At 63.1% G+C, this 24,388-nt stretch carries 23 protein-coding genes, 1 tRNA gene and 1 pseudogene; 8 read left to right on the top strand and 17 right to left on the bottom strand.

The window, feature by feature from the left end; genetic code table 11:
* The 6 genes and pseudogenes from AC5J09_RS14455 to AC5J09_RS14430 all read right to left on the bottom strand — a co-directional run bounded on the left by AC5J09_RS14455 (position 1) and on the right by AC5J09_RS14430 (position 6,436).
* Positions 1-2,693 (bottom strand): annotated as a pseudogene (locus AC5J09_RS14455) (hypothetical protein).
* A 550-nt stretch (positions 2,694-3,243) separates the two neighbouring features.
* Positions 3,244-4,389, bottom strand: a complete 1,146-nt coding sequence (locus AC5J09_RS14450) for an alpha-hydroxy acid oxidase (RefSeq protein ID WP_026168519.1) — start codon at positions 4,387-4,389, stop codon at positions 3,244-3,246.
* A 91-nt stretch (positions 4,390-4,480) separates the two neighbouring features.
* Positions 4,481-5,098, bottom strand: coding sequence for a hypothetical protein (locus AC5J09_RS14445; RefSeq protein WP_494297873.1), 618 nt, complete (start codon positions 5,096-5,098; stop codon positions 4,481-4,483).
* Complete coding sequence (locus AC5J09_RS14440) at positions 5,095-5,511, bottom strand: type II toxin-antitoxin system VapC family toxin (RefSeq protein ID WP_494297872.1); 417 nt, start codon at positions 5,509-5,511, stop codon at positions 5,095-5,097. The genes AC5J09_RS14445 and AC5J09_RS14440 overlap by 4 nt, the downstream gene beginning before the upstream one ends.
* Positions 5,508-5,771, bottom strand: a complete 264-nt coding sequence (locus AC5J09_RS14435) for an antitoxin (RefSeq protein WP_018094055.1) — start codon at positions 5,769-5,771, stop codon at positions 5,508-5,510. The genes AC5J09_RS14440 and AC5J09_RS14435 overlap by 4 nt, the downstream gene beginning before the upstream one ends.
* 176 nt (positions 5,772-5,947) lie before the next feature.
* Positions 5,948-6,436, bottom strand: a complete 489-nt coding sequence (locus tag AC5J09_RS14430; RefSeq protein ID WP_494297871.1) for a RidA family protein — start codon at positions 6,434-6,436, stop codon at positions 5,948-5,950.
* A gap of 194 nt (positions 6,437-6,630) precedes the next feature.
* Between AC5J09_RS14430 and AC5J09_RS14425 the strand changes: the two genes are divergently transcribed.
* On the top strand, positions 6,631-7,329 hold the full coding sequence (locus AC5J09_RS14425; RefSeq protein ID WP_494297870.1) for a TetR/AcrR family transcriptional regulator: 699 nt from the start codon (positions 6,631-6,633) through the stop codon (positions 7,327-7,329).
* A 93-nt stretch (positions 7,330-7,422) separates the two neighbouring features.
* On the top strand, positions 7,423-7,968 hold the full coding sequence (locus tag AC5J09_RS14420) for a GNAT family N-acetyltransferase (protein WP_494297869.1): 546 nt from the start codon (positions 7,423-7,425) through the stop codon (positions 7,966-7,968).
* A 112-nt stretch (positions 7,969-8,080) separates the two neighbouring features.
* Here the strand turns inward: AC5J09_RS14420 and AC5J09_RS14415 are convergent.
* The 6 genes from AC5J09_RS14415 to AC5J09_RS14390 form a co-directional block, all read right to left on the bottom strand.
* Positions 8,081-8,157, bottom strand: a tRNA-Arg gene (locus tag AC5J09_RS14415).
* A gap of 119 nt (positions 8,158-8,276) precedes the next feature.
* Complete coding sequence (locus tag AC5J09_RS14410; RefSeq protein ID WP_411922631.1) at positions 8,277-9,758, bottom strand: ATP-binding protein; 1,482 nt, start codon at positions 9,756-9,758, stop codon at positions 8,277-8,279.
* A 21-nt stretch (positions 9,759-9,779) separates the two neighbouring features.
* Positions 9,780-11,201 (bottom strand): dihydrolipoyl dehydrogenase family protein, encoded by a 1,422-nt coding sequence (locus AC5J09_RS14405; RefSeq protein ID WP_411922632.1) that lies wholly within the window; start codon positions 11,199-11,201, stop codon positions 9,780-9,782.
* A 22-nt stretch (positions 11,202-11,223) separates the two neighbouring features.
* Positions 11,224-12,024 carry a TVP38/TMEM64 family protein gene (locus AC5J09_RS14400; protein ID WP_275596871.1) on the bottom strand — a complete coding sequence of 267 codons (801 nt, stop codon included), beginning with the start codon at positions 12,022-12,024 and terminating at the stop codon, positions 11,224-11,226.
* A 44-nt stretch (positions 12,025-12,068) separates the two neighbouring features.
* Positions 12,069-12,239 (bottom strand): hypothetical protein, encoded by a 171-nt coding sequence (locus tag AC5J09_RS14395; RefSeq protein WP_411922634.1) that lies wholly within the window; start codon positions 12,237-12,239, stop codon positions 12,069-12,071.
* A 28-nt stretch (positions 12,240-12,267) separates the two neighbouring features.
* On the bottom strand, positions 12,268-14,265 hold the full coding sequence (locus AC5J09_RS14390; protein ID WP_100669729.1) for a methyl-accepting chemotaxis protein: 1,998 nt from the start codon (positions 14,263-14,265) through the stop codon (positions 12,268-12,270).
* Positions 14,266-14,572: 307 nt separating this feature from the next.
* On the opposite strand from AC5J09_RS14390, the gene rpmH reads away from it, so the two are divergent.
* The 5 genes from rpmH to AC5J09_RS14365 all read left to right on the top strand — a co-directional run bounded on the left by rpmH (position 14,573) and on the right by AC5J09_RS14365 (position 18,397).
* Entirely contained in the window at positions 14,573-14,707 is a 135-nt protein-coding gene (gene rpmH, locus AC5J09_RS14385; RefSeq protein ID WP_003531576.1) for a 50S ribosomal protein L34, read from the top strand.
* A gap of 21 nt (positions 14,708-14,728) precedes the next feature.
* Positions 14,729-15,127, top strand: a complete 399-nt coding sequence (rnpA, locus tag AC5J09_RS14380; RefSeq protein WP_018094046.1) for a ribonuclease P protein component — start codon at positions 14,729-14,731, stop codon at positions 15,125-15,127.
* Positions 15,127-16,911, top strand: coding sequence for a membrane protein insertase YidC (gene yidC, locus AC5J09_RS14375; RefSeq protein ID WP_198516586.1), 1,785 nt, complete (start codon positions 15,127-15,129; stop codon positions 16,909-16,911). The genes rnpA and yidC overlap by 1 nt, the downstream gene beginning before the upstream one ends.
* Before the next feature lie 165 nt (positions 16,912-17,076).
* Positions 17,077-17,730, top strand: a complete 654-nt coding sequence (gene yihA / locus AC5J09_RS14370; RefSeq protein ID WP_018094044.1) for a ribosome biogenesis GTP-binding protein YihA/YsxC — start codon at positions 17,077-17,079, stop codon at positions 17,728-17,730.
* Between the two features lie 127 nt (positions 17,731-17,857).
* A complete protein-coding gene (locus tag AC5J09_RS14365) occupies positions 17,858-18,397 on the top strand; it encodes a DUF1269 domain-containing protein (protein WP_100669731.1) in 540 nt (179 codons plus the stop codon).
* 73 nt (positions 18,398-18,470) lie between these two features.
* Here AC5J09_RS14365 and msrB read toward each other — a convergent pair whose 3' ends face one another.
* Both msrB and AC5J09_RS14355 read right to left on the bottom strand, forming a co-directional pair.
* Entirely contained in the window at positions 18,471-18,965 is a 495-nt protein-coding gene (msrB, locus tag AC5J09_RS14360) for a peptide-methionine (R)-S-oxide reductase MsrB (RefSeq protein ID WP_494297868.1), read from the bottom strand.
* A gap of 504 nt (positions 18,966-19,469) precedes the next feature.
* Positions 19,470-20,183: an anti-sigma factor gene (locus AC5J09_RS14355; protein ID WP_494297867.1), complete on the bottom strand. Its 714-nt coding sequence runs from the start codon at positions 20,181-20,183 to the stop codon at positions 19,470-19,472.
* Between the two features lie 289 nt (positions 20,184-20,472).
* Here AC5J09_RS14355 and argB point away from each other — a divergent pair, with 289 nt between their 5' ends.
* Positions 20,473-21,360 (top strand): acetylglutamate kinase, encoded by an 888-nt coding sequence (gene argB, locus AC5J09_RS14350; RefSeq protein WP_018094040.1) that lies wholly within the window; start codon positions 20,473-20,475, stop codon positions 21,358-21,360.
* Positions 21,361-21,464: 104 nt separating this feature from the next.
* Here argB and AC5J09_RS14345 read toward each other — a convergent pair whose 3' ends face one another.
* Genes AC5J09_RS14345 through AC5J09_RS14335 form a run of 3 tightly spaced genes read right to left on the bottom strand, consistent with a single transcriptional unit; the run spans position 21,465 to position 24,373 of the window.
* Positions 21,465-22,235 (bottom strand): isocitrate lyase/PEP mutase family protein, encoded by a 771-nt coding sequence (locus AC5J09_RS14345; protein WP_324762805.1) that lies wholly within the window; start codon positions 22,233-22,235, stop codon positions 21,465-21,467.
* Positions 22,236-22,272: 37 nt separating this feature from the next.
* On the bottom strand, positions 22,273-23,400 hold the full coding sequence (locus AC5J09_RS14340) for a bifunctional transcriptional activator/DNA repair enzyme AdaA (protein ID WP_324762804.1): 1,128 nt from the start codon (positions 23,398-23,400) through the stop codon (positions 22,273-22,275).
* 58 nt (positions 23,401-23,458) lie between these two features.
* A complete protein-coding gene (locus AC5J09_RS14335) occupies positions 23,459-24,373 on the bottom strand; it encodes an EamA family transporter (RefSeq protein ID WP_338277843.1) in 915 nt (304 codons plus the stop codon).
* Positions 24,374-24,388: the final 15 nt, after the last annotated feature.

Here is a 24,388-nt window from a genome sequence, read left to right as displayed (position 1 = left end):
CTATTGATCGATCCGGACTCGGAACGTGAGCGTCGCCTTCTGGCCGGGGCTTAAGGTGTCGTGCTTGGATTGAATGGCGCCGGTCGCGCGGTTGTCCGGCTGCTGGGATACGGACGCCGAGGAGCCGCCCTCCGCGACGGCCGACGAGCCGACATAGGTGGTGTATGCGGGAACCGCGTCGTCGATCTTCAATCCATCGGCGTTTGCGGTCCCCACATTGACTGCCGTGACCCGGTAGACGATGCATTCGCCGGGAGCGGCAGCCTGCGGGTGTGGGCTGAAGTCGACGTCCGCCTCGCCGTTGCAATCGGCATCGAGCGCCTGGCTCTTGGTAACGGTGACATTGCCGGACACCACAGTGACGGTTTCAGTGACCGCGTTGTTGCCCGTGTTCTGGTCGGTTACCGATGCGCCGCCGGGCCCGGTAAGATTGGTGCCGACGACGATCTTCGCACTCTCGGAAAGTCCGCTCGCCCCGGTGGAAGGCACCTGAACCCGCGAGAACAGAAGCGCGGTATCGTCCGGAGCGAAGCTCCCCTCGCCGACGATATCGGCGAGGCTGTTTACGAGCGTATCGCTCGAATCCCATACACCGTTCCCGTTAATGTCATGCCAAAGGGACTCGGCGAAACTCGGAAATGCCGGGTCATAGCCGATCGCGCCGTTTTTGATCGACACGTTACCGCGGTTCTCCAGCAGGTGGGTGATCACCACGACCCCGCCCGGCGCCGCCTGTGCGGTCTGGTCGGTGCTGATCGCGAGATCGACCCGCTGCCTGACCGTGACCCGGTCCAGCTTCGTATCGACAACCGAAGGGTTGCTCGTCGAAGCGGCACGGAAGTAGACATTCGTTTCGCCGAGTGAACTGGGCGAAGCAGAAGCCGGAGGCGTTACCCGCGCGGTGAGCTTCGCCGAGGCGCCGGGACTGATCACACCGGTGTTCGTCACCGTTTCGCCGTCGGCGTTTCTGAACACGACCTGCCACCCGGCGGGCATGGCGCCGGGCGCGAAGTTCGTTTCGCTGAAGGACAGGTTGAAGCTGTCGGGTACCGAACGCTTGTTGACCACGACGAGGGTGAATTCCGCAGCCTCCCCCGGGTTGGTGTCGACGGTCGTCCAGGGCTCGCCCCCATTGTCAACGGCGGCTCCGATTGCCTTATCGCCGCCGTTCTGCAGATCGACGGTGCCGCCGCCGACGGCGGCCTCGATCCGCAGCCTTGTCCGGTTCGACACGGCCGGGTTGGCGATCGCGGTGGCCGTCACCGTGGCCTCCCAAACCTCTTGGCCCGCCGACCGGGCGGAGCCGGAAGGAAGGTTTGCGCGCACGGAGAGTTTCGACACGGTGTTGGCAGCCACCTGTATGTCCGGCTGGCCGTCACCGTTCGTATCCAGGATCGGCGCACCGTCCGTGGCGAAAGTGAAGGTCGTCCCCTCGGGATAATTGCCCGGCGCGGCGGAAAAGTTGAAACGCTGCGCCGTATTCGAGTGGTTCGTGATGATCACTTCGAAGGGCACCGGCGTGCTCGAAGACAGATAGCCCGCGACATGGGCGATGGTGTCGTTTGCCTCCCCGTCCCCGTCCGTAGCGGAAATCACGCTGCCGCCGAGATTGTCGTCCGGCAGGTCGCTCTTCGAGCGGCCGGCATAGGCCGGGTCGGCTGCCGAACGATCGCCAGGGTCACGGCGATTGCGTCGCCATTGTCGACCGTAAGCCGTGCCTCGTTCGAGCTTTGCTGACCGGTTTGGTCCGAATCGATCGTACCGGTGTTCGCAATCGTGCCGGCCGCACCATCCGCGACGCTCGCTTCGAATTCGATGTAGCTCGTTTTGCCGACCGGGAGGGTGGAGATAACAGCCTTGAGGCCCAGGGTCTCGTCATAGGAATAGAATATCGTGTGGCCCTGGCCGTTCGTGTGGTCTGGCGTAGCGCCGCCCCCTTCGTTCATCGTGCCGCCGTCCGACCATTTGCCCGTTCCCGCCACGTAGACGAGCTCGTCAGGCAGGACGTCCGAGATTTCCACCTGCGTGGCATCGGCTCCGCCGGTATTGGAGTAGTTGAAACGGACACGCACCCTGTCGCCGGGTGTGAGAGAGCCCGAGTCGTCCCTATCTCCATCTGCGGCGAGGCTCATGTTCTTGGTGAACTGCAGAACGGCGCCGTCCACGACGTTTACGGTGTCCGTATCGGAGTCGTTCGGCTGGTTCGGCGTGCCGGAAACGAAATTGCCAGCCGTTTCGAGCGTGCTGGCGGCGGTGATCTTGAGCGTGGGACTGCCGGTCGCCCCCGGCGCGACATTGACCTCGACGACCACGCAGGCGCTTTCGCCCGGGTTGAGCGACCCCGTCCGGGTGATCGCCGTCAGCGTATTCGGTACGCCGTCACAGTCGTCGTCGGCATAGATGCCGGCCACGGAAAGACCGGAGCCGAGTTCGGAGGTGGTCAGATCGTATCTGTCGGCGGCATTACCGACGTTGGTGACGGTATGCGGGAAGAACGCATTGCCGCCGGCAATGACGTCCTTGCTCGTATCGTTCTCGATCTGGACTCCGGCGATCGTTTTGATCGTCGTTTCGACACGGTTCGAGGTGACCGAAAAGGTCTGTCCGGCCGACTGGTATGTCGCAACCGCCTGGTTGCCGATGACCGTACCGGCCGCGGGCGGCGCGGCGGATGCCGACGGCGCAATCGCCAGCAGACCTGCAGCCGCAACCAAAAGATGCGTCGATAATATCCTGCCCGACCGGTTCGCGCGCCGGTCGACCATTTCCAAATCTCTAGAATTTGCTGGCATGCACTCGCCTTCCCCTGACCGATTTCGAACAGGAATTGCGGAACCGGCCGCTTATATGCAAATAACCGAAAAATTTTAGGGGATTTGATTGCGGGATAGTTCGTCGCCGTCATCAGAACTCAGCGCCGCTGCCGGCTCCGCCGAAGCGCAAATCAGCGAACCGTCATTCAACCCATGGAAGAATATGCGCACGGTCACGAGCCGTCTTCGTGCGTCGGGACAACCCTCGAAACGCTCTCGAAAATGACGGAGGAACCGCTTCCTCCTGAAGGTCTCGTGATCCGCAAGATATCGAGCCGCGTTCCGCGGGCCTGGTCACAGGCCGACATATGGAGCGCGCCCGAAAAAGCCGCTTGCCCTTGAAAGTCTGAGATGATTCGGAAAATTTTTACGAGGCAGGCTTCAGTCTGCTTGCGCCATCGGATGCGCCGCGGCAATGCGCGGTGCATTCTCACCGGAAACGCAGGTTTTCCTTTGTAAGCTCGTCGACCGACGAGCAGCCCATCAGCTTCATGCCGCGTTCGATCTCTATGCGCATCAGTTCCAGCGCCCGTTCGACGCCGGCCTGTCCTGCCGCAGCGAGCGGGAAGAGATAGTAGCGGCCAAGACCGACCGCCTTCGCTCCCAGCGAGAGCGCCTTGAGCACATGGGTGCCGCGCTGCACGCCGCCGTCCATCATCACGTCTATCCTGTCTCCGACGGCCTGAACGATCTCGTCAAGCTGGTCGAATGCGGTGCGTGAACCGTCAAGCTGGCGCCCGCCGTGATTGGAGAGCACGATTCCGGTGCAGCCGATCTCGACCGCGCGCTTGGCATCCTCGACCGAAATCACGCCTTTCAGACAAAACTGGCCGCCCCAGTGCTGCACCATCTCGGCGACGTCGTCCCAGGACATCGACGGATCGAGCATCTCGGTGAAGTAGCGGCTTATCGACATCGCGCCGCGGCCCATATCGACATGGTTTTCCAACTGCGGCAGCCTGAAAGGCTCATGGCGAACGTAATTGACCGCCCAAGAGGGCTTGATCGCAAATTGTGTGATGCCGGCGAGATTGAGCTTGAAAGGAATGGCAAACCCCGTGCGCTTGTCGCGCTCGCGATTGCCCCCGGTGATGCTGTCCACCGTCAGCATCATCACCTCGATGCCGGCCTGCTTGGCGCGCCCCATCATCTCGCGGTTCAACCCACGATCCTTGTGGAAGTAGAACTGGTAGACCTGCGGGCCGTCGCAGATCCGCCGGGCCTCTTCCAGACTGACGGTGCCGAGCGAAGAGACGCCGAACATCGTGCCGAACTTCGCCGCCGCTGCCGCCACCGCACGTTCGCCCTGATGGTGGAACAGACGCTGAAGCGCGGTCGGCGAGCAATAGACGGGCATCGCCAGCCTTTGGCCCATCACCGTCACCGACATGTCGATATCGCCGACGCCGCGCAGGACATTCGGAACCAGATCGCAGCCCTCGAACGCGGTCGTATTGCGCCGGTAGGTGACCTCGTCATCGGCCGCGCCATCGATGTAGTTGAAGATCGGCGACGGCAGGCGCTGCTTTGCCATCCGACGGAAATCGTGGAAATTATAACAATCTTTCAGACGCATCTGCCCCTCGGACCCGAACGGCGGAATCAATAGCACTTTTTCGATAGAGCGGAATGAAGAATTCAAACGAGCCCCGGCGGGAATCCGGCGCTCAGTCCGTCGTCGAGCCGGCAATGATGGTGAGGCGCCGCATGGATGGTATGTGGACACTGAACAGGAAGACGCCCCACCATTCGGCGCCGTCATCGAAATAGTCCGAAACCTCCGGCAGCCGCATGTCGGACCAGTCGAGAATTTCGCTCGCGCGGTGCGGCGGCAATATGAAGTCCCTGATCTCCTCGAACACCGCCTGAACCTCGCCGGGCCTGGCGTCGAGCGGATAGGGCGGACTGGAGAAAGCGTAGGCGAACTGCCCGCCGGTTTCGGGGCAGGCGCTTCCACCCGACATGATCTTCACACCGTCGAGCGAGCTCAAGACCGGATCCGTCAACTGCCACCCGTCGGCGGTCTTATAGCGGCCGAGCCTCAGCAGGTTGCCGCTGTCCGGGTCGTACCAGTCGCCGAAGAATGCCTTTTCGGTGATGCGCCGGCTTCCCAGAGCGCGCAGCTTCCCGGCATCGAACCTATGGAAGTGGCGCAACGCCTGCGGGATTGCCGAAAGCACCTCCTCCTCCGTACCGCCTACGTTCTCGAAGACCGCGAAATCGAGCACGCCCAGCATCTTGTCGAAGCGTTCAAAGGCAGGCGGCAGCTTCTCGATCCGGTTCATTTCAGTTTTTGGTCCGTCCAGTCGTCCGTCTTCAGGGGCTCCGCAGCCCCAGTAAAAGCTCTGTCGCGGGTCACAAGGACCGCATCGAACGCGACCGCATGAGCAGCAATCATCATAGCGAGGGGCGCGAGAGCCGCGCCCTTGGCTTCACAGGCAGCGCGTAGGTCGCCATAGCTTCGGGCGGCAGCGCGATTCCAGGGCAACACGTCTACCCGAAGAAGGAATTGCCTGACCCGTTCAGATAGCGTCCTCGGATAGCCTCGCTTGGCGAGACCGTAGAGCAACTCCCCCTCGGTGACGGATGATACGACAATATCCGTGATGGGAAGCGAAACCAACCGATCGATGATCTCGGGGCGGTCACCCTTGATGACATGACCGGCAATGTTGGTATCGAGCATCCACAGGCTCATTCCTTCCAGCCCTCGAACGGATCTCTATCCTGCGAAGGCTGCTTGCGGTCGGCCGGCCCCAGGAAGTCGTCCCCGACCTGATCCTTGCCATAGAGTTCAAAAAGACCGTCCCATGAATCCGGCTTGCGTGACAGAATGACATCACCGGTCTTCGGATCACGACGAACGAACACCTCGCTGCCCTCGAAGCGGAACTCTGCAGGGAGCCTGACGGCCTGGCTGCGGCCGCTGGCAAATATCTTGGCTGTTTTGGTTGCCACGGTAACCTCCGCTTTCGATATCTATCATGATATATACCAGCAGAAGATGCCTATCAAGCGGAGGACATCGACGGGGACTTTCGAGACGCTGCCGATCCGTGCAGGCCGGCGGCGTTCGCCATTTCTACCCATGGCACCCGCCCCCGTTGGCATGCGCGCCTGATATCTCGTCGCGACTATTTCAGAACGACAACGGCTTCGACTTCGAAGAGCATGGTGTCGATTGCAAGCTTGGGAACGGGAACCAAAGTCTGCGCCGGCAGCGCGGCGCCGAACATTTTCTTGACGTTGCTGGTCAGCACCTCAAGCTTGGACATGTCGTGATCGACGACGAAGACCGTGAGCTTGGCGACCTGATCCGGCCTGGCACCGAGGGCATCGAGGGCCGTGCGCAGATTTGCATAGGCCTGCTCGACCTGGACAGCGAAGTCCGGCGACAATGCTCCGCTGCTGTCCTGGCCGCCCTGCCCGGAGATATAGGCCACCCGGCCCTCGCGGGGCACGATCGCTGCCGTGCTGTAGCCGTTCGGCGTCGGGTCGTAGAGGTTTTGCGGGTTGACGATGGTCAGCTTGAGATCATTCTCATTCGCTGTCGTGGCAGTGGGAACGCCGGTGGTGATGATGATCAGCCCTCCGATAAGCAGATGCGTGATTGCGCGTGACATGTTTTTCTCTCGGGTCCGGGGCTGCGCGCAATGTGCCTCGCCGCCTTCGGGATTGAACTTTTACTGCCGCATGATTTGATGACTCGTACGGTGTACTATTCACTCGCATCGTACATAGTACGAGTCAACCGTTCAGGATCGACTTTCGTCGCCTTGTCGGCTTAAATCGGCATTCTGATCAGCAAGGAAGACGGATGACGGCCAAACGCAGCGGCGCCCGGAGCAAACGGCCTCAGCGGACAGGTGTATCGCCACCGTCCGCGCAGGAGGCACGCAGTGAACCGTCTCTATCCCGGCAGCGTATCGTGGCGACCGCGGTAGAGCTGCTGGACGCCCACGGGATAGACGGATTGACGATGCGTCGGCTGGCCGATCGCCTCGGCTCGGGCGTGATGAGCCTGTACTGGCACGTCGACAACAAGGAGGATGTCTTCGATCTGGCACTGGACTCGGTGCTCGAATACCGTAGACCGCCACGAACGGTTGAGTCTCAGGACTGGCGCGGAGAAGTCGTTCACGTGCTCGAGGACTGGCGCGCCAGCATGCTGCGCCATCCCTGGTCGGCATCTCTGCTGCCGCGCCGGGCGCTCGGCCCGAACATCCTCAGCCGCCTGGAACTGCTGGGCAGAACCTTGTCCGGAGCCGGTGTAGCCGACGCAGATCTGAACGTCGCGATATGGTCGCTGTGGAACTATGTGATGGGCGCCACCGTCACCCGGGCGAGCTTCGACGTCTCGGACGATGACAGGGCCGCGGCACAGCAGCGCCTTACATGCCTCGACGAACACTACGCGACGATCGGACGCTCCCGTCTGCTGCTGGACAACGATTGGGACGGCGCCTTCCGGAAGGGCCTCGACTTCCTGCTAGACGGCCTTGCTCCGAGACAATGAGCGTTCGGGTTTTCCGAGGCCGTTGCGACATGATCATGTGAATGAATGCCGCTCAGCCAACGCAGAGCCGTTCGACATTTCGAGGACTTGCAGATGACAACGAACCTTCCCGAACTGCGAAGTGCCCGTCTCATCCTCCGCAGTCCTATCCGCGAAGACGTAGACGTGCGCCTCGCGCTCGGACGCCACAAGGAAATCATCGAGGCCTATGGTGGCGCCTTCGATCCTGACGCGCCCTTTACCAGGCGGCACGCGGAAGCCGCCATGCGCCACATCGAAGAGCAGGAATATGCGTGGGTAATCGATGCTGGTCGCTTCATCGGTCATGTCCGCTTTCACAGCATGGACAGGCGCGACAAGCGCGCCGCCCTCGCGATCGGCATCGATGACCCTGCCTATCTCGGCCGAGGATACGGCACAGAAGCGATCATGCTCGCTCTGGCCTATGCCTTCTCGACCGGCCTCCACCGCATCTCCCTGAGGGTGCTGGCAAGCAATACCCGCGCGATCGCCTGCTATCGCAAGTGCGGATTCCTTGAGGAAGGGCGTGAGCGGGAGTCGGCATTCATCAACGGCCGATGGGAAGACGACATAATCATGGGGGTGCTGGACAGAGAATTCCGCGGGCGGCCGAAGTGACCGTTTCGGGTGGAAAGTCCGCGTCGACGCCCTTGAACGTGAACGGGCAAGAAGCGGACGGTCCCCACAGACCTATTCGGAGGCAAAGAGGACGGAGACAATTGGAAAGAAATGGCGCACCCGAAGAGATTCGAACTCCTGACCCCCAGATTCGTAGTCTGGTGCTCTATCCAGCTGAGCTACGGGTGCGTGCCTGGAAGCGGTGACCACCGCTTGCGTGGCGATCCTCTAAAGCGTCCTTTCGGCGATTGCAAGCGCCTTCGGGAAAAAATTTCATTTTTACGACGATGCCGTGAGGGGACGGAATCTCAGGAACGTCCCTTGGCGCGGAAGGCATCGAGCCGCACCGGGCGGTCCGGCAGTTCTATGCGAAACAGCGTGCCGGGAGTGGGCTTTTCGACGAGTGCGATCGTTCCGCCATGGGCAAGCACCAGTTCGCGGGCGATTGCCAGACCCAGGCCCGTTCCGCCGGAGCGCGCCGAGCCGCGGAAGGCGGCGAAGAGATTTTCGCGTGCCTTGGCAGGCATGCCGGGCCCTGTGTCGTCGATCGAAATCGTCACCACGCTGCCGGTACGCAACGCCGAAACCGAGATCCGCCGCTCGGAACCATCCTCCGGCTTGTAATTGGCCAGCGCCTCGACCGCGTTGCGACAGATATTGTGGACGATGCGGAACAGCTGCTCGCTGTCCGCGTCCACCTCGATGTCGTCGCGGATCTGTATCTCGAAATCGATACCGTCCTGGCGATCGACGGCGAGCAGTTCGGCTACGTCCTCGACCAGCGGCCGCAGCGCCAGGAAACGCCGATGCGGCTCGGCCTCCGTCGTGCGGCCGTAGGAGAGCACTTCGCGCGTATAGCCGACAGCGCGGTCGATGGTCCGAAGCAATGTCGGCGCGAAGCGCTTGACCACGGGATCGTCCACGTCGGCCAGGCGATCGGAAATGAGTTGCGCGGAGGACAGGATGTTGCGCATGTCGTGGTTGATCTTGGAAACGGCGAGGCCGAGCTCCGCAAGGCTCTTCTGCTGCTTCAGGGTTCTCTGCAATTCGCGCTGCATGCTCGCCAGGTGCTGACCGGCGACCGCCAGTTCGTCCTTGCCTTTCGGCGGCACCAGCACGCGCTCGGGGCTCGACGGCTCGTCCGAAAACTCCTGCATGCTCTTGGTCAGCCGCCTGATCGGGAGAATCAGCATGCGATTGATGGCCAGGAAGATCAGCGCCGCGGTGATCAGCGAGATGACGATCGACAGGAGGAAGACGTTGCGCGAATAGACGAGCATGGCCGTGCGCAGCTTGGCGTCCTTCATCACCAGCTCGATCGTCGCCTCGCCTTCGCCCAGCGGGCCATAGACGCGCACCACCCGGTTGCCGCCGAAGATGAGCGTGTCGAAGGCGTCCCGGATCGCGCCCAGAGCCGTGAAGTTGGCTATGTCGTATTCGCCGTCGATCGCGGGGGGCATGTCGACGCTGGCGATCATCCGGGAGGCGTCCTTGCGGCGGATGACGATGGCCTTGGTCCCGGTCGCCATCAGGGTCTCGCGCTGCACGGCGCGGGGCAGCTCGACATTCTGAAGCCCGTCGACCACGACGGCGGCCGCCGCCACGGTGTTCAGGCGGTCCTGAAGCCAGCGAATGCGCATATTGGCGACGGAAGGCACGAAGATCAGTACCTCGGCCAGCATCACGAAGGCGACCGTCAGCAGCAGCAATTTGCCGGAAAGCCCGCCAAGAAAGCCGACCGCCGCTCGAGGTGCCGCACTCGCATTGGCCGGACGCGCGTCTTCTACCATAAGCCCAAAAGATTCCCTGGATCAGCCGAAATTCCGCAGAAACCGGATCGCGGTCCGCAGAAGGCGATTTCGCGCCATGGGGGAATAATAGGAGATAGCCGCCTGTTTTCCAATCTCCGAGAGAGTCGGATAGGGTGCGACATAAGTCTGGAAATGCCTGAGGGTCAGGCGGTTGGCGACGGCGAAGGCCCAGAGACCGATCATCTCCCCCGCTCCAGGGCCTGCAATGGCGGCGCCGAGAACCCGCCCGCGCCTGCCGACGACGATCTTTATCAACCCTCGATCCAATCCGTCGGTGCGGGCGCGATCATTCGCGGAAAAGTCCAGGCGAACGGTTCTGCCCCCCGGGGCGGTCTCCCGCGCGCGCTCCTCCGTCAAACCCACCTGCGCCAGTTCGGGCGCGGTGAAGATCACCTGCGGAACGATGGCCGTCCTCTCGCGTCCCGGCAGGCGGAAAAGGATCTGCTGCAGCACGAGCCGGGCGTGATAGCTCGCCTGATGCGTGAAGAGGCCGCCCGCCGCATCTCCGACCGCATAGACGCGGCGGTTGCTCGTCCGCAGGTCCGCCCCGACCTCTATGTGCTTCGGCCCGTGGCGGATGCCGGCCGCATCGAGATCGAGCGGTCCGTGATTGGAGGCACGACCGGCAGCCACCAGCAGGTCGCTCCCTCCGATCTCGAAAGGGCCGCTCTCGTTCTCGCAGAAAAGCCGGACGCCCGTCTCCGTTTGCTCCGCCGAGCGGATCTCCGTGCGCTCGTGCAGGACCATGCCTTCCGCACGCAGACCGTCGAGCACGATAGCCGCCAGCTCGGGATCCTGGCCGGATAGAGCCGCGGCCCTGTCCACGACCGTCACATCGGCGCCCAACCGGCGGTGAGCCGCGGCCATCTCCAGGCCGACCGCGCCCGCGCCGATGACGACGAGATGTCGCGGCAGGCGTTTCAGGCCGAAGAGCGTTTCGTTGGTGAGAAACGGCGTCTCCGCAAGTCCGGGGATCGGGGGAATGGCGGGGGAGGAGCCGGCGGCGATCACAAAGCGGCGGGCGCGGATCAGATGGTCGCCGGCAGCGACCGTGCGGTCGTCTACGAAGCGGGCCGTTTCCTTGATCACCTCGACGCCGAGGCTGGTGAAGCGCTCTACGGAATCATGCGGCGCGATGCCTTCGATGACGGACTGTATGCGCGCCGTCAGCCGCTCATGGTCGACGACCGGTTCCGCCGAGGCAATGCCGAATTCCGCAGCCTTGCGGATCGCTTCCGCATGTTTGGCCGCTGCGATAAGAGCCTTTGACGGCACGCAGCCGTAATTCAGGCAATCGCCGCCCATCCGGCCGTGCTCGACCAGAACGACGGGCACGCCGAAAGCGGCCGCCCCGGCGGCCACGGAGAGCCCGGCGGCACCGCCGCCGATCACGCAGATGTCGGGTGTCAGTATATTCGCCACGCGGCTAGACCCTCCGCCTCCGTCACGCACCTTTGCGGCGCGACTGTATTAGCCTGAATGCCAGAGGCAATGCAGCAATCGATGCGAGGGCGACGAGGGCCAGCGAAATATCTCTGGTGGCGAAATCGGCAAGGACGAGTTCACGGCCGCTTGCAGCAGCAAAAGCGATCACGTCGCCGAGACCGCGGCCGAGCCAGGTATAGGCGAGAGTGCCCGGCACGATGCCGATCAGCGTCGCGAGCGCATAGGTGCGCAGCTTCACCTCGAAGAAGGCGGGCGCGATATTGATCAGGAAGAAAGGAAAGATCGGCGCGAGGCGCAGGATCAGGAGGTAAAGGAAGGCGTTGTCCCGGAATCCATCGGCAAGGCGCTCCAGGACGCCGCCGGCACGGCGCCTCAGGATGTCGCTGAAGGCGCCGCGCGCGGCGATGAATAGCAGGCAAGCCCCGAGTGTGGCGGCAAGAACCGTAATGGCTGCGCCGGCAAGGCAGCCGAAAAGGAAGCCCGCGGAGATCGTCAGCACCGATGCCGCCGGAATGGAGAAGACCACCACCGCGACATAAATCGCGAAGAAGACGAGAACCGAACTGACCGGATGGGCGGCGACATGGGCGGCGAGCGTCTCGCGCTGGTCGGCGAGCGCAGACAGCGAAACATAGTCCTGCAGGCCGTAGGCATAGCTCAGGACGCCGCCCGCAAGCAGAAGCGAAATCGGCAGGAAGCGCCAGGGAGAGCGATGCGGAACAGGCTGAAGGTCTCGCCGGCTCGACGAGGGTTCGAGAGCCGGTCCTTCTTCCGCCCCGTTGCTGATACCATGGCTCATGCGATTTGCCTTCGGTGAGATTCTGCCCCTGAATTAGAAGGAATTCACCCCCGGAACCAATAACGAATCGTCGCGTCGACAAACGACGGCGTGACCGGGTCGCCGCGGCAAGTCACGCCGGCGTGAAAGTGCCGGCGGCGCCTTCCGGAGGGCAGGCTCATCTCGGAAATGCCGCTCGCGGCGACCGACAGGTCACCGCGAACGAAGCTGGTCACTGGGCGACTGCAGTGCTGCAGCAGGCCCTCAGAACTCTTCCCAGTCGTCGCGAGCGACCGCAGCGGAGCCGTTGCCGAATGCGCGCGCGACCGTGCCCATCATGCGGCGGGCGGGCGAGGCCACCGGGCGGCTCGCTTCCCTTGCCGGCGCGACCGTACGCACCGCCTCGCGCTCGACCTTGAAGTAGGCGATGAGGTTGGCGAGATTGTCGGCCTCGGCGGACAGCTTATGCGTGGCGGCGTTCGCCTCCTCCACCATGGCGGCGTTGCGCTGGGTGACCTGATCCATCTGGTTGACGGCGGTGCTGACCTCGCCGAGACCCGTGGCCTGCTCGCGTGCGGCCGTCGCGATCGAATGGATGTGATCGTTGATCTTGAGGACGCGCGTCTCGATCTGACCGAGTGCGGCTCCCGTCGCCTGGACGAGCTTGACGCCGGTGGCCACTTCGCCGCCCGATTTAGAAATCAGCGACTTGATATCCTTGGCGGCGCTGGCTGCACGCTGGGCGAGTTCGCGGACCTCCTGGGCAACGACGGCGAAACCCTTGCCGGCATCCCCCGCGCGCGCCGCCTCGACGCCGGCATTGAGGGCCAGCAGGTTCGTCTGGAAGGCGATCTCGTCGATGACGTTGGTGATCTGCCCGATCTCGCTCGAGGCCTGTTCGATCCGGCCCATGGCATCGATGGCGTTGCGGACGACCGATGCCGACTCCGCTGCGCTGTCCTTCGCCTCCGTGACCATGACGGTCGCTTCCTGGGCCCGCTCCGTAGAATTGCGAACCGCGGCGGTTATCTCATCGAGCGCCGCCGAAGTTTCCTCCAGGGCGGCGGCCTGCTGTTCAGTCCGCTTGGACAGGTCGTCGGCGGCACTGCGCAACTCCGTAGAGTTCCCGTTGATCGAGTCGGTCGTCATACGGACCTCGCGCAGGGTCTTCTGCAGGGTCTGCAAGGTATCGTTGACGTTCGTCTGCAACTCGGCGAAGGCGCCCTGGAACTGGCCCTTCATGCTTTGCGTGAGGTCGCCCGTCGCCAGGCTCGCAATGACCCTCCGGGTCTCGGCGATGCCCGTATCGACGCTGTTGACCAGTTCGTTGACGCTCGCCGCAAAACGGTTGAGGTCGTCGTTGTCGTAGTCCTTGCCGATGCGCCTGGTGAAGTCCCCTGCCGCAGCCGCCGCAACGACCGTGGCGATGCTCGACTGCAGGTCCGCGCTCTTTTCGCGCAGGACCTCTTCCTGGGCGTTGAGCTCTCGAACGGCGAGGCTGTTCTGCTTGAAGACTTCGACCGCCGCCGCCATGTCGCCGATCTCGTCCTTGCGCCCGGCGAAGGGCACATCAACCGAGAGATCGCCGCCGGCGAGCAGCTTCATCTTGCCCGTCAGATCGAGAATCGGGCGGCTGAGGTGATTGGTCGCAATATAGAAGGCGGCGCCGATCCCGGCCAGCATGCCGAGCGCTGCCGTTGCAAGGACGATCAGCACGATCGAGCGCTTGTAGTCGGCAAGATCCGCGGTGATCGTCTGAAGCGAGGCAAGATTCTCGTCGACGACCACGTCGATTTCGGCCTGGAACGCCTTGCGGTTGGCCCGGTTCGCCTCGTTGTTGCCCTGCTCGTTGGCCGCTTGCGGCGCGACCTGCGTGCCGAGGCGAGCCGTCTCGCTTCGGAACGTCTTGAATTCCTCCGCGCGCTGGACGAGGGTATCGAAGGCGGGCAGGACGTCGGCGGGCACCAGCGGCCGCCACTCGGTGAGCAGCGCGTCGATCTTGTCGAGGTTCTTGAGAATTCCCTCGGCAAAAGGCTTTGCCTTCTCGACCGTCGGCGCCGCATAAATGCCCCGCGCCTCCATCACCACCGCCGTTACCAGGCGATTGAGCCTCTCGCCCTTGAAGGCCCGGTCGGATGCGTTCTGGTATTCACCGAGCCGTTGGTTGTACTCGCTCACGATCAGCAACGACATGCCGGTGATCGCTATCGCCAGCAGACTCATGATGCCGACGATGAGGTTTATCTTTCCACGAATTTTCATGTCCTGTCCCTGTCCCCAGCCGCATACTCGCCTAAAACGGGAAAGTAACTCACGGCTTACACGCTACTGAGTAAATGCTAAAATGCGCGTGGTTAACAAAGCACCCATCGGGCCCACTCATTTTAGGGTGTCATGCGGCTAATCATGAGCACGCCGCCGGCGTCTGGGAATTGACTCTATCGGGTTTTTGTCCCTATAAGCCGCGCACGTCCGGTGGAGCCGCCCGTTGGCGGAGCCATGCCCGGCGCGTAAACGCTCTTGCATCATGCAAACCCAAGAAGGACCGCACACCGCGGTATTTAAATAAATGAAGCGTACCTACCAACCGTCCAAGCTTGTTCGCAAGCGCCGTCACGGCTTCCGTGCACGTATGTCCACCAAGGGTGGGCGCAAGGTCCTCACAGCCCGCCGGGCTCGTGGCCGCAAGCGTCTTTCGGCGTAAGCCGAATCTGCCCGAAACCTTATGTCCGGGCAAATGACGACAGATAAAGACAAGACGGCTGTCGGGCGGCTGAAAAGCCGTCCGCAGTTTTTGGCGGTCCGGGCTGGAGAAAGCCGCAGAGGCCCGCTATTTCTCCTCGAAGTTCTCGACCGGAACGATCCGGAGGGAGAAGCCCGCGTCGGCTTCACCGTTACCAAGAAACACGGCAATGCCGTCGAGCGAAACCGAATGCGCCGACGCCTCAAGGAAGCCGTGCGGCTTTCGGCCGGGTTTGCAATGAAACCCGGACACGACTATGTGATTGTCGCCCGGCGCGATCTCCTGAATGCCCCTTTCGACGCATTGACTCGGGCGCTTCGGGATCGCATCGAAAACAAGCCGAAACAGAAGCGGCCACCGGCCGGTTCCAGGAAATCATGATGGAAAACAACCGCAATTATTTCGTGGCGATCGCCCTTTCCGTGCTGATCCTTATCGCCTGGCAGTTCTTCTATGTCAGCCCGAAGATGGAAAAGGACCGCATTGCCGCGGAACAGGCGCAGCAGGCGCAACAGACCCAGCAACAGCCAGGCGCTCAGCCGGCTGCACCTGGACAGGCGCTGCCCGGCGGTGCGATCCCGAGCGCAGGCGAGAGCCGCGATCAGGCAATCGGCAAATCGGCCCGCGTGGCGATCGACACGCCGGCGCTTTCCGGCTCCATCAACCTGACCGGCGCACGCTTCGATGACCTGAAACTCAAGGGCTACCACGAAACCGTCGACCCGAAGAGCCCGGTCATCACGCTCTTCAGCCCGGCGGAGACCGCCGACGGCTATTTCACGGAAATCGGCTATATCGGATCGGACGCGACCGGATCGGTTCCGGGGCCGCAGACCACATGGACGCTTTCGGGCGGCGACAAGCTCACCCCCTCGACGCCGGTGACGCTGAGCTACACGAACGACAAGGGCATCACCTTTGTCCGGACCATCTCGGTCGACGACCGCTACATGTTCCAGGTGGTCGACAGCATCAAGAACGAGACCGCCGCGCCGGTCTCCCTGTCTTCCTACGGCCGCGTCACGCGCTTCAACAAGCCGACGACTCCGAGCATCTACGTGCTCCACGAGGGCTTCGTCGGCGTTGCGGGAGAGCATGGCCTCCAGGAAGTCGGCTATTCCAAGGTCGAAGACGACGAGCCCGTCGAACCGGGTAAGTCGACCGGCGGATGGCTGGGCATCACCGATAAATACTGGGCCGCGACGATCGTGCCGCCGCAGGCGACGCCCTTCGACATCCGGTTCTCGCATTTCGCCGACGGGCGCCCCCGTTACCAGAGCGACTACAAGAGCGATGCGGTGACGGTTGCCCCCGGCCAGTCCGTGGAGCTGAAGAACCTCGTCTTCGCCGGTGCCAAGGAAGTCCCGGTCGTCGACAATTACGAAGTGGCCTATTCCATCCCCAACTTCGACAAGCTGATCGACTGGGGCTGGTTCTACTTCATCACCAAGCCGATGTTCAAAATGATGGATTTCTTCTTCCGTCTCTTCGGCAATTTCGGCATCGCGATCCTGATCACCACCATCGTCGTCAAGCTCATCTTCTTCCCGCTCGCCAACAAGCAATACGCATCGATGGCGAACATGAAGAAGGTTCAGCCGAAGATGGAGGAGCTGAAGAAGAAATTCGGCGACGACAGGATGGGGCTGCAGCAGGCGATGATGCAGCTCTACAAGGAAGAGAAGATCAACCCGCTGGCGGGCTGCTGGCCGATCCTCATCCAGATCCCGGTGTTCTTCGCGCTGTACAAGGTGATCTACGTCACCATCGAGATGCGGCATGCGCCGTTCTTCGGCTGGATCCAGGATCTCTCCGCGCCCGATCCGACGACGATCGTCAATCTCTTCGGCCTCCTGCCCTTCGATGCTCCGTCCTTCCTGCATCTCGGCGTCTGGCCGATCATCATGGGCATCACCATGTTCCTGCAGATGCGCATGAACCCGACGCCGCCGGACCCGACCCAGGCGATGCTCTTCACATGGATGCCGGTGGTCTTCACCTTCATGCTGGCATCGTTCCCGGCCGGTCTCGTGATCTACTGGGCCTGGAACAACACGCTGTCGATCCTGCAGCAAGGCATCATTATGAAGCGTCAGGGCGTCAAGGTCGAACTCTTCGACAATCTGAAGTCGCTCTTCTCGAAGAAACCGAAACCGGCGGAATAGAGCACTTCCAGGAAGCGCAGTGAAAGAGTTGGAAGCCCCGGTGCGACGCGTTCCGGGGCTTTTCTTTTCGATTTCCCGAGCGCCACCGGCGCCGCCCGGGCGCTCTCAAGCTTGACAAGCCTCTGCAAAAGCCTGATGCCGAGGCCAAAGAGGAAACGCCAGAACATGTCCGGGACGAACAAGCAGAATGCCGCAAGCGTCTTCGGCCGGCCGTGGATCTTCATCCGCGGCGTGCCGTCGATGAAGTTCCTGCCGCCGGAGGGACCGACGGAGATCGCCTTTGCCGGCCGCTCCAATGTCGGCAAGTCGTCGCTGATCAACGCACTCGTGGGCCATAAGGGCCTTGCGCGCACATCGAACACGCCCGGCCGCACCCAGGAACTCAACTATTTCGTGCCGGACGGCTATTCCGGCGAGGCCGACGACCTGCCGCCGATGGCGCTCGTCGACATGCCGGGCTACGGCTACGCGCAGGCTCCCAAGGAACAGGTCGACGCCTGGACGAAGCTGGTGTTCGACTATCTGCGCGGCCGCTCGACGCTGAAGCGCGTCTACGTGCTGATCGACGCGCGCCACGGCATCAAGAAGAATGACGAGGACGTGCTGGCACTCCTCGACAAGGCTGCGGTTTCCTATCAGATCGTGCTGACCAAGACGGACAAGATCAAGGCCGCCGGCGTGCCGCGCCTCGTCGGGGAAACCCTCGAAAAGATCAAGAAGCGGCCGGCGGCCTTTCCGGAAGTGCTGTCGACATCGTCGGAAAAGGGCGAAGGCATCGAGGACCTCCGCGCGGCGATCGAGCTTGCCGTGACGCGCTGAGGCGCGAAACGGCGCCGCTGAAGGGCGATCCCCTTGTCTTCGACCTCCGTCACTACCCTGACATGAAAAGCGCTCTATCTCTGCTTCGCGGCGGCAGATTGTCTGCCCGAAGGATCAGGAGAGAGACATGTCCGATTTGATTGTCGTTGGATTCGATTCGACGGATGAGGCCGACAAGGTCCTCTTGAAGCTCAACAGCCTGAGGAAGGAGTATCTGATCGATCTGGAAGATGCGGTCGTCGTCGTTCGCGACGCCGACGGCAAGGTGCATCTGAAGCAGAGCATGAACCTGACCACCGTCGGAGCCACGTCGGGCCTCCTTTCCGGCTCCCTCTGGGGCGGGCTCGTCGGGCTGCTCTTCCTCAATCCGCTCGCGGGTTTCGCCCTCGGCGGCGCTATCGGCGCCGGTGCCGGTGCGCTTTCCGGCTCGCTTGTCGATTACGGGATCGACGACGACTTCATCAAGTCGCTCGGCAACACCATCCCGAACAATTCCTCGGCGCTCTTCGTTCTGGTGCGCAAGGTGCAGCCGGAAAAGGTGCTGGCCGAATTCTCCGGCCTGCGCGGCCGCGTGCTGAAGACATCGCTCTCGCCGGAGCAGGAACAGAAGCTTCAGGCAGCCCTTTCCGAGGCGCAGACGCCGTCGCCGCAGGCGGGGACATTCTGATCGGTTGCCGAAGGCGATCGGCCCTCGTCGCACAACGATCTTCTCGCCGGAGCCGGCGGGAAGATCGCCCCGCTCAGGCAGTTTCCGGTACGAATGACAGGGCGAGACCGTTGATGCAGTGCCGCTTGCCGGTCGGCGGCGGACCGTCGTCGAAGATGTGGCCGAGATGGCCGCCGCAGCGGCGGCAGTGGCATTCGGTCCTCATCATGAACAGGGTATCGTCCTCGCGTGTGCCGATCGCGCCGGGAAGCGCCTGCCAGAAGCTCGGCCAGCCGGTACCGCTGTCATATTTCGCCTCGGAGGAATAGACGGGCAAGGCGCATCCCGCGCAGTGAAAGAGGCCGTTTCGCTTTTCATCGTCGAGCGGGCTGCTGAACGGCGGCTCCGTGCCCTCCTCCCGCAGAATGCGATAGCGGTCCTCGCCGAGCAGCGCCCGCCACTCCGCGTCGGTCCTGGTGATTTCGAAGGTGTCGCCGGCGACGGCGCGCATGGGCCATAACAGACCGCGCAGGGTGACCACCGCGGCCAGGGCCGCGCCCGCCATCAGCAAGTCGCGCCGGCTGATCATCGGAACCTCCATCGGGCGATGCAACTGGCATTGGCCGAATCTGGAGCGAGAGGCGGAAGTGCTTCTTCCTCCCGCAGCCGGTCCGGCCTGATATCGTAATTTACCGCATCGGCCCGAAAATCGGTATCGATTTCCGGAAAGGACGATGCAACGATACGACAAATTGAATAAAGGCCTGTTCAGATTGGGGCCACCCGCCGCGGCCGGTTTGATTTCCTCATTCCTGTGCTCGTCACAGAGATGAAAGCAGCGCCGCGTCTGCGGCGCGGAAGAGCCTTTCCAGCCCAAGGACTTGGTCTGGCTGGATTCCTGTGACAAGCACAGGAATGAGGAAGAGGAGAGATTGCAGTCCTCCGAAGGTCCCACAGCGCCGCTGTGCCGACAAACCGACCAGAGTTGCAGCAGCCGTCATGAACTCAAACTTTGTGCGCCCACTCGGGCGCACGGCGCTCAAAGCGGCCGCGGCATTCCTGCCGTGACTGCGTGGCCCGCGTGGAACGAGACTTAGAAAGCGCGCGCGGTGCCTTGCGCGATGACCGCACCGGTGGGCGAGCCGGTCGCCGAGCCGCCCAGGGGCTCGACACTGACGGAGAGCCTGGAGCCGGTGGCAATCCGGCTTCGCATTCCCGGCTCGAGCACGATTTCCCCCTCGCCGGACGGCGGCAGCACGCCGAGCGAGACCGGCGGATCGTCACCTTTGATCAGCCAGAGCTCGAGCGATTTCTCCTCCATCTGTCCGGCGGCGGCCGGCGACAGTCTGAGGCGCCCCGTAGCCGGTTCGAAGTGCGTGACGAGGTTGATGGCGCTGCCTTGCGCTTCGAGGCTCGCAACGAGTTGCGTACCGCCCCGGCGATCGCTGAAAAGTCCGGCCACCGCGCCTGCCATTACGACGACAGCCGAAAGCGATACCAGCGCGACGCTGCGCCAAAGGGGAAGCGAGCCCCAGATACCGCGGGGGTCGTCTGCGCCCCGGCCCGCTTCGAAGACCGCGTGCTCGGAGGAGCGAAACCTGCGGCGCGGCGCGACCGATTCATAGGCGTCGCCGAAGGCCGCAAGATTGTTCTGCCAGCGGATGACCATGGCGGCGAAGTTTCGGTCCATTGCCATGCGCGCCTCGGCCTTGCGACGGTCCTCGGCAGACAGCGCGCCGAGCACGTACTCTCCCGCGATCACCTCGTCGCGGCGGGAATCTCCGCTTTCGGGCTTCTGCGTCGTCATGGCTTCCTGCACTCTCTCAGCTTTAGAAGGCCGGCACGATTCCCTTCGATCTCTTCCAGGCAAGCGTCGATGCGCCTATTCTCGGGACTGCGGCGGTCCTTTCCGGATCAAAGCAGGATCAGTCAAATCGCCAGCGCCGTCAATCGGCTTCTCGGCCATGCCGCGCACGCGGCGAGCACTTCGGCTCAGCCAGGCGACCGCCGTCACAATGGCTTTATGTTGCGCCCGGATCATTCCATCCTCCAGAGAGTTGCGCTAAACAGCAGCCGGTATTTTTCGAGGATCCGCCATGTCCGCATCAGAAAGTGAAATTCAGGCCCGCCTGCTAGCCCAGGCTCTGCCCTACATGCAGCGCTACGAGAACAAGACGATCGTCGTCAAATACGGCGGTCACGCCATGGGCAATGCCGACCTCGGGCGCGCCTTTGCCAGCGATATCGCGCTTCTGAAGCAGTCCGGCGTCAATCCGATCGTCGTTCACGGCGGCGGCCCTCAGATCGGCGCCATGCTCAACCGGATGGGCATCGAGTCCAAATTCGAGGGCGGGCTCCGCGTCACAGACGAAAAGACCGTCGAAATCGTCGAAATGGTGCTTGCCGGGTCGATCAACAAAGAGATCGTCGCGCTCATAAACCAGACGGGCGAATGGGCGATCGGCCTTTGCGGCAAGGACGGCAACATGGTCTTTGCGGAAAAGGCGAAGAAGACCTTCCGCGACCCGGATTCCAACATCGAGCGCGTGCTCGACCTCGGCTTCGTTGGCGATGTCGTCGAAGTCGACCGCACCCTTCTCGATCTGCTCGCCCGCTCCGAGATGATACCGGTGATCGCGCCTGTGGCGCCGGGACGGGACGGCCACACCTATAACATCAACGCGGACACTTTTGCCGGCGCCATCGCCGGCGCGCTCAATGCGACGCGCCTTCTCTTCCTGACCGACGTTCCGGGCGTTCTCAACAAGAAGGGCGAACTCATCAAGCAGCTCTCGGTCGCCGAGGCGCGGGCGCTGATCGCCGACGGCACCATCTCGGGCGGCATGATCCCGAAGGTGGAGACCTGCATCGAGGCGATCAAGGCCGGCGTCCAGGGAGTCGTCATCCTCAACGGCAAAACGGCACATTCGGTGCTGCTCGAAATCTTCACCGAGCACGGCGCAGGCACGCTGATCGTGCCGTGAGGCGCGCCTTGTTTGCGTGATTTGCCCCTTACCCTAACCTTCTCCCCGTCTTGACGCGTCATGACGGGGAAAGGGTCACGGCAGCGGGATGAGGGACCAATCTCTTACCTCGTCCCGTAAACATTCTCCGCCTCGCCGCGCAGCCGGGCGATCATCTCCCGGTATGGGAATGGCCCATAGCTCACCCGCCCGACGCCGGCGGCCGCCAGCGTGGCAATGTCCGGCGCCCCCGGCATCATCATCACGTTGACCGGCAAAGGTGATGCCGCACAGAGCCTGGCGATGAGGTCCCGATCGGCGAGACCCGGTGCGAAGAAGCCGCTCGCGCCCGCATCCGCATAGGCCTCGGCGCGGGCGATCGCATCCTCCATCAGGGCCGCGTGGCGCGCCGCATCGCTTTCCTGCAGGAAGAGGTCGGTGCGGGCGTTGACGAACAGTGCGATGCCCTGTCGCTCCGCCATCTCGCGGATCGCGCGGATGCGAGCCGCCTGCTTGTCGATCGGATGGACGCCGCCCCTGCCAACCATCTGGTCCTCGAAATTGATGCCGATCCCGCCCGCATCGATGACTTGCGCGACATTGGCCGCGGCCTGGGCCGGGTCCTCCGAATAGGCGCCCTCGAAGTCCACCGAGAGCGGCAGGTCCGTTGCCGCGACGATCTCGCGCACGGTCTCGAGCAGCAGAGGCAGCGGCAGCTTCTGCCCGTCCCCGTATCCATGTGCCGCCGCGACCGACCAGCTCCCGGTGGCGAGCGCCTTGGCGCCGGCCTCGGCCACGCACCGGGCGCTGCCTGCATCCCAGATGTTGTACAGAACCACCGGATCGCCTTTCCGGTGCAGTGCCCCGAAGGCGAGCGCTCTTTCTTCCTGGCTCATCGTATCTTCTCCCAGTCCGTCAGGTTGATCGTATCCGTTACATCGTTGGAGCGGCGGCCCGCGCAGGCATCTCCCGGTCCCATTCTCCGAAAAGCCCCACAGGACGCATTCTGCCCTCGTGGCGAAGCAGCCATTGCTTGCGCCGGAGCCCGCCCCCATAGCCCGTCAGCGATCCGTCAGCGCCGATGCAACGGTGGCAGGGCACCACGATTGCGAGGCAGTTGGAGCCGTTGGCCCTGGCCACGGCACGCACCGCCTGCGGGGTGGCGACCTTCCGCGCGATGTCGCTGTAGGAGCGTGTCTCGCCCACGGGTATCGCAACGAGTTCTGCCCATACCTGACGCTCGAAGGCACTGCCGTCGAGGGCGAGCGGTGTTCGAAAATCGGCTGAGCGCCCGGCAAAATAGTCGTTGAGCTCGCGCTCCACCTGATCGATGGGCGGCGTTCTGCCGGGCACCACCGCAGAGTGCGTCTTTCGCTTGAGACTCTCCATTTCGGCCGGGAGGGCCTTGCGATCATGGAACTCGATGAGGTGAAGATGCGTCTGGTCGGCAACCGCCACCATGGGGCCTAGCGGCGTCTCTATCCAGTCGGCAAAGAGCAGCACGCGCCCCTGCGATTTCGCGGGAGCCTGACCGATCAGCCGCCCGAAGGCGGCGCGAAAACCGCTCGGCGATTCATAGCCTGCGTCGATCTGCGCCTCGATGACACTGGCGCCGCCGGAGAGCTGGCGTGCGGCCTCGCCCATTCGCCGCTGGCGGGCGAGATCGAGAAAGGTGACGCCGAGGGATCGCTTGAAGGCGCGCCGCACTGTCGACGGATCGAAGCCGCGCCGCACGAGATCGCCCTCCGTCCAGCGGTGCTCCGGCCGGCGGTCGAGCAGCTCGACAAGCTCCTTGACGAGCGGATCTTTCCCGGATGCATCTTCCAGCGGGCGGCAACGTTGGCACGGCCGGAAGCCGGAATTGATGCAGGCGGAAATGCTGTCAAAGAACAAAGTGTTCTCCCGCTTCGGCTTGCGGGCGGGACATGAGAGCCGGCAGAAGATGCCGGTGCTCTTGACGCAAACGAAGGCCTGGCCCTCATAATCGGAACTGCGGGCCAGCAGCGCATCGTAAAGGATATCGTCGTTCGGCAGATCGAAAAGCATATTGCTTTGTAGCATCAGCCACACGCGCCGTCCGCCGAAATTCGGGCATCTATTCGTGCCGCTTGCCGAGCCCTCACAAGACGAGCAGCATGACCACGCCGAGCACGATGAGCAGGCAGCCGACCAGTTCGAGCCGGTTGATCCACTCCCGGAAGATGAAGAAGGAAGAGGCGAAGGTGAACAGCATCTCCACCTGAGCGACCACCTTGACGATCGCCGCCTGCTGCAGCGTCATCGCCGCGAACCAGCCGAAGGAGGCCGAGGCGCCGACGAAGCCCACGACGAAAGCGGGCTTCCAGGCGGCGCCTATGCGTTTCAGTTCGTCGCGTTCACGCGCGACGATCCACAAAAGCATGACGATCGTCTGAAGCAGGATGACGAAGCCGAGCGTGAAGCTCGCCTGGATCACATAGTCCGGCTGAGGCAGACTCGGCTCCAGCGCCAGCGAGGCCGAGCGGTAGGACACCGCCGAGAGACCGAAGAAGGTACCGGAAAGCAGCCCCATGCCCGCCGTGCGGCTGAAGACCGATGCAAGCAGCGAGCGCGCGCTGAGCGTCGTTCGGGCGACGGAGATCAGCATGACGCCCACCACCGAAATGGCGATCGCGACCAACGCTCCCTGGCTCGCCTTTTCGCCGAGGAAGATCAGCCCGAAGAGCGCCGCCTGTGCGGGCTCGGTGCGGGAATAGGCCGTGCCGACCGCGAAATTGCGGAAGGAGAAGAGATGGACGAGCAGGAAGGTCGCGGCGATCTGCGCCATTCCGCCGACCACCGCCCAGAGATAGAAAGTGCCGTTGGGCACCGGCAGCTGATGCCCGCCGGCGCGCCAAAGCAGGACGAGGTAGAGGAGCGCGAAAGGCAGTCCGAAGCCGAAGCGCACGAAGGTCGCGCCGGTGGTGCCCATGACGCCCTTCAGGTGCTTCTGCATGGCGGAGCGGACATTCTGAAGGAAGGCCGCGGCGACGGTGATGAGAACCCAGGTTTCCATATTTGCCCGCTAGCA

The organism is Sinorhizobium sp. (assembly GCF_059070375.1).
The sequence above is the reverse complement of the archived record's forward strand: the minus strand, read 5'-3'. Positions and strand labels throughout refer to the sequence as shown.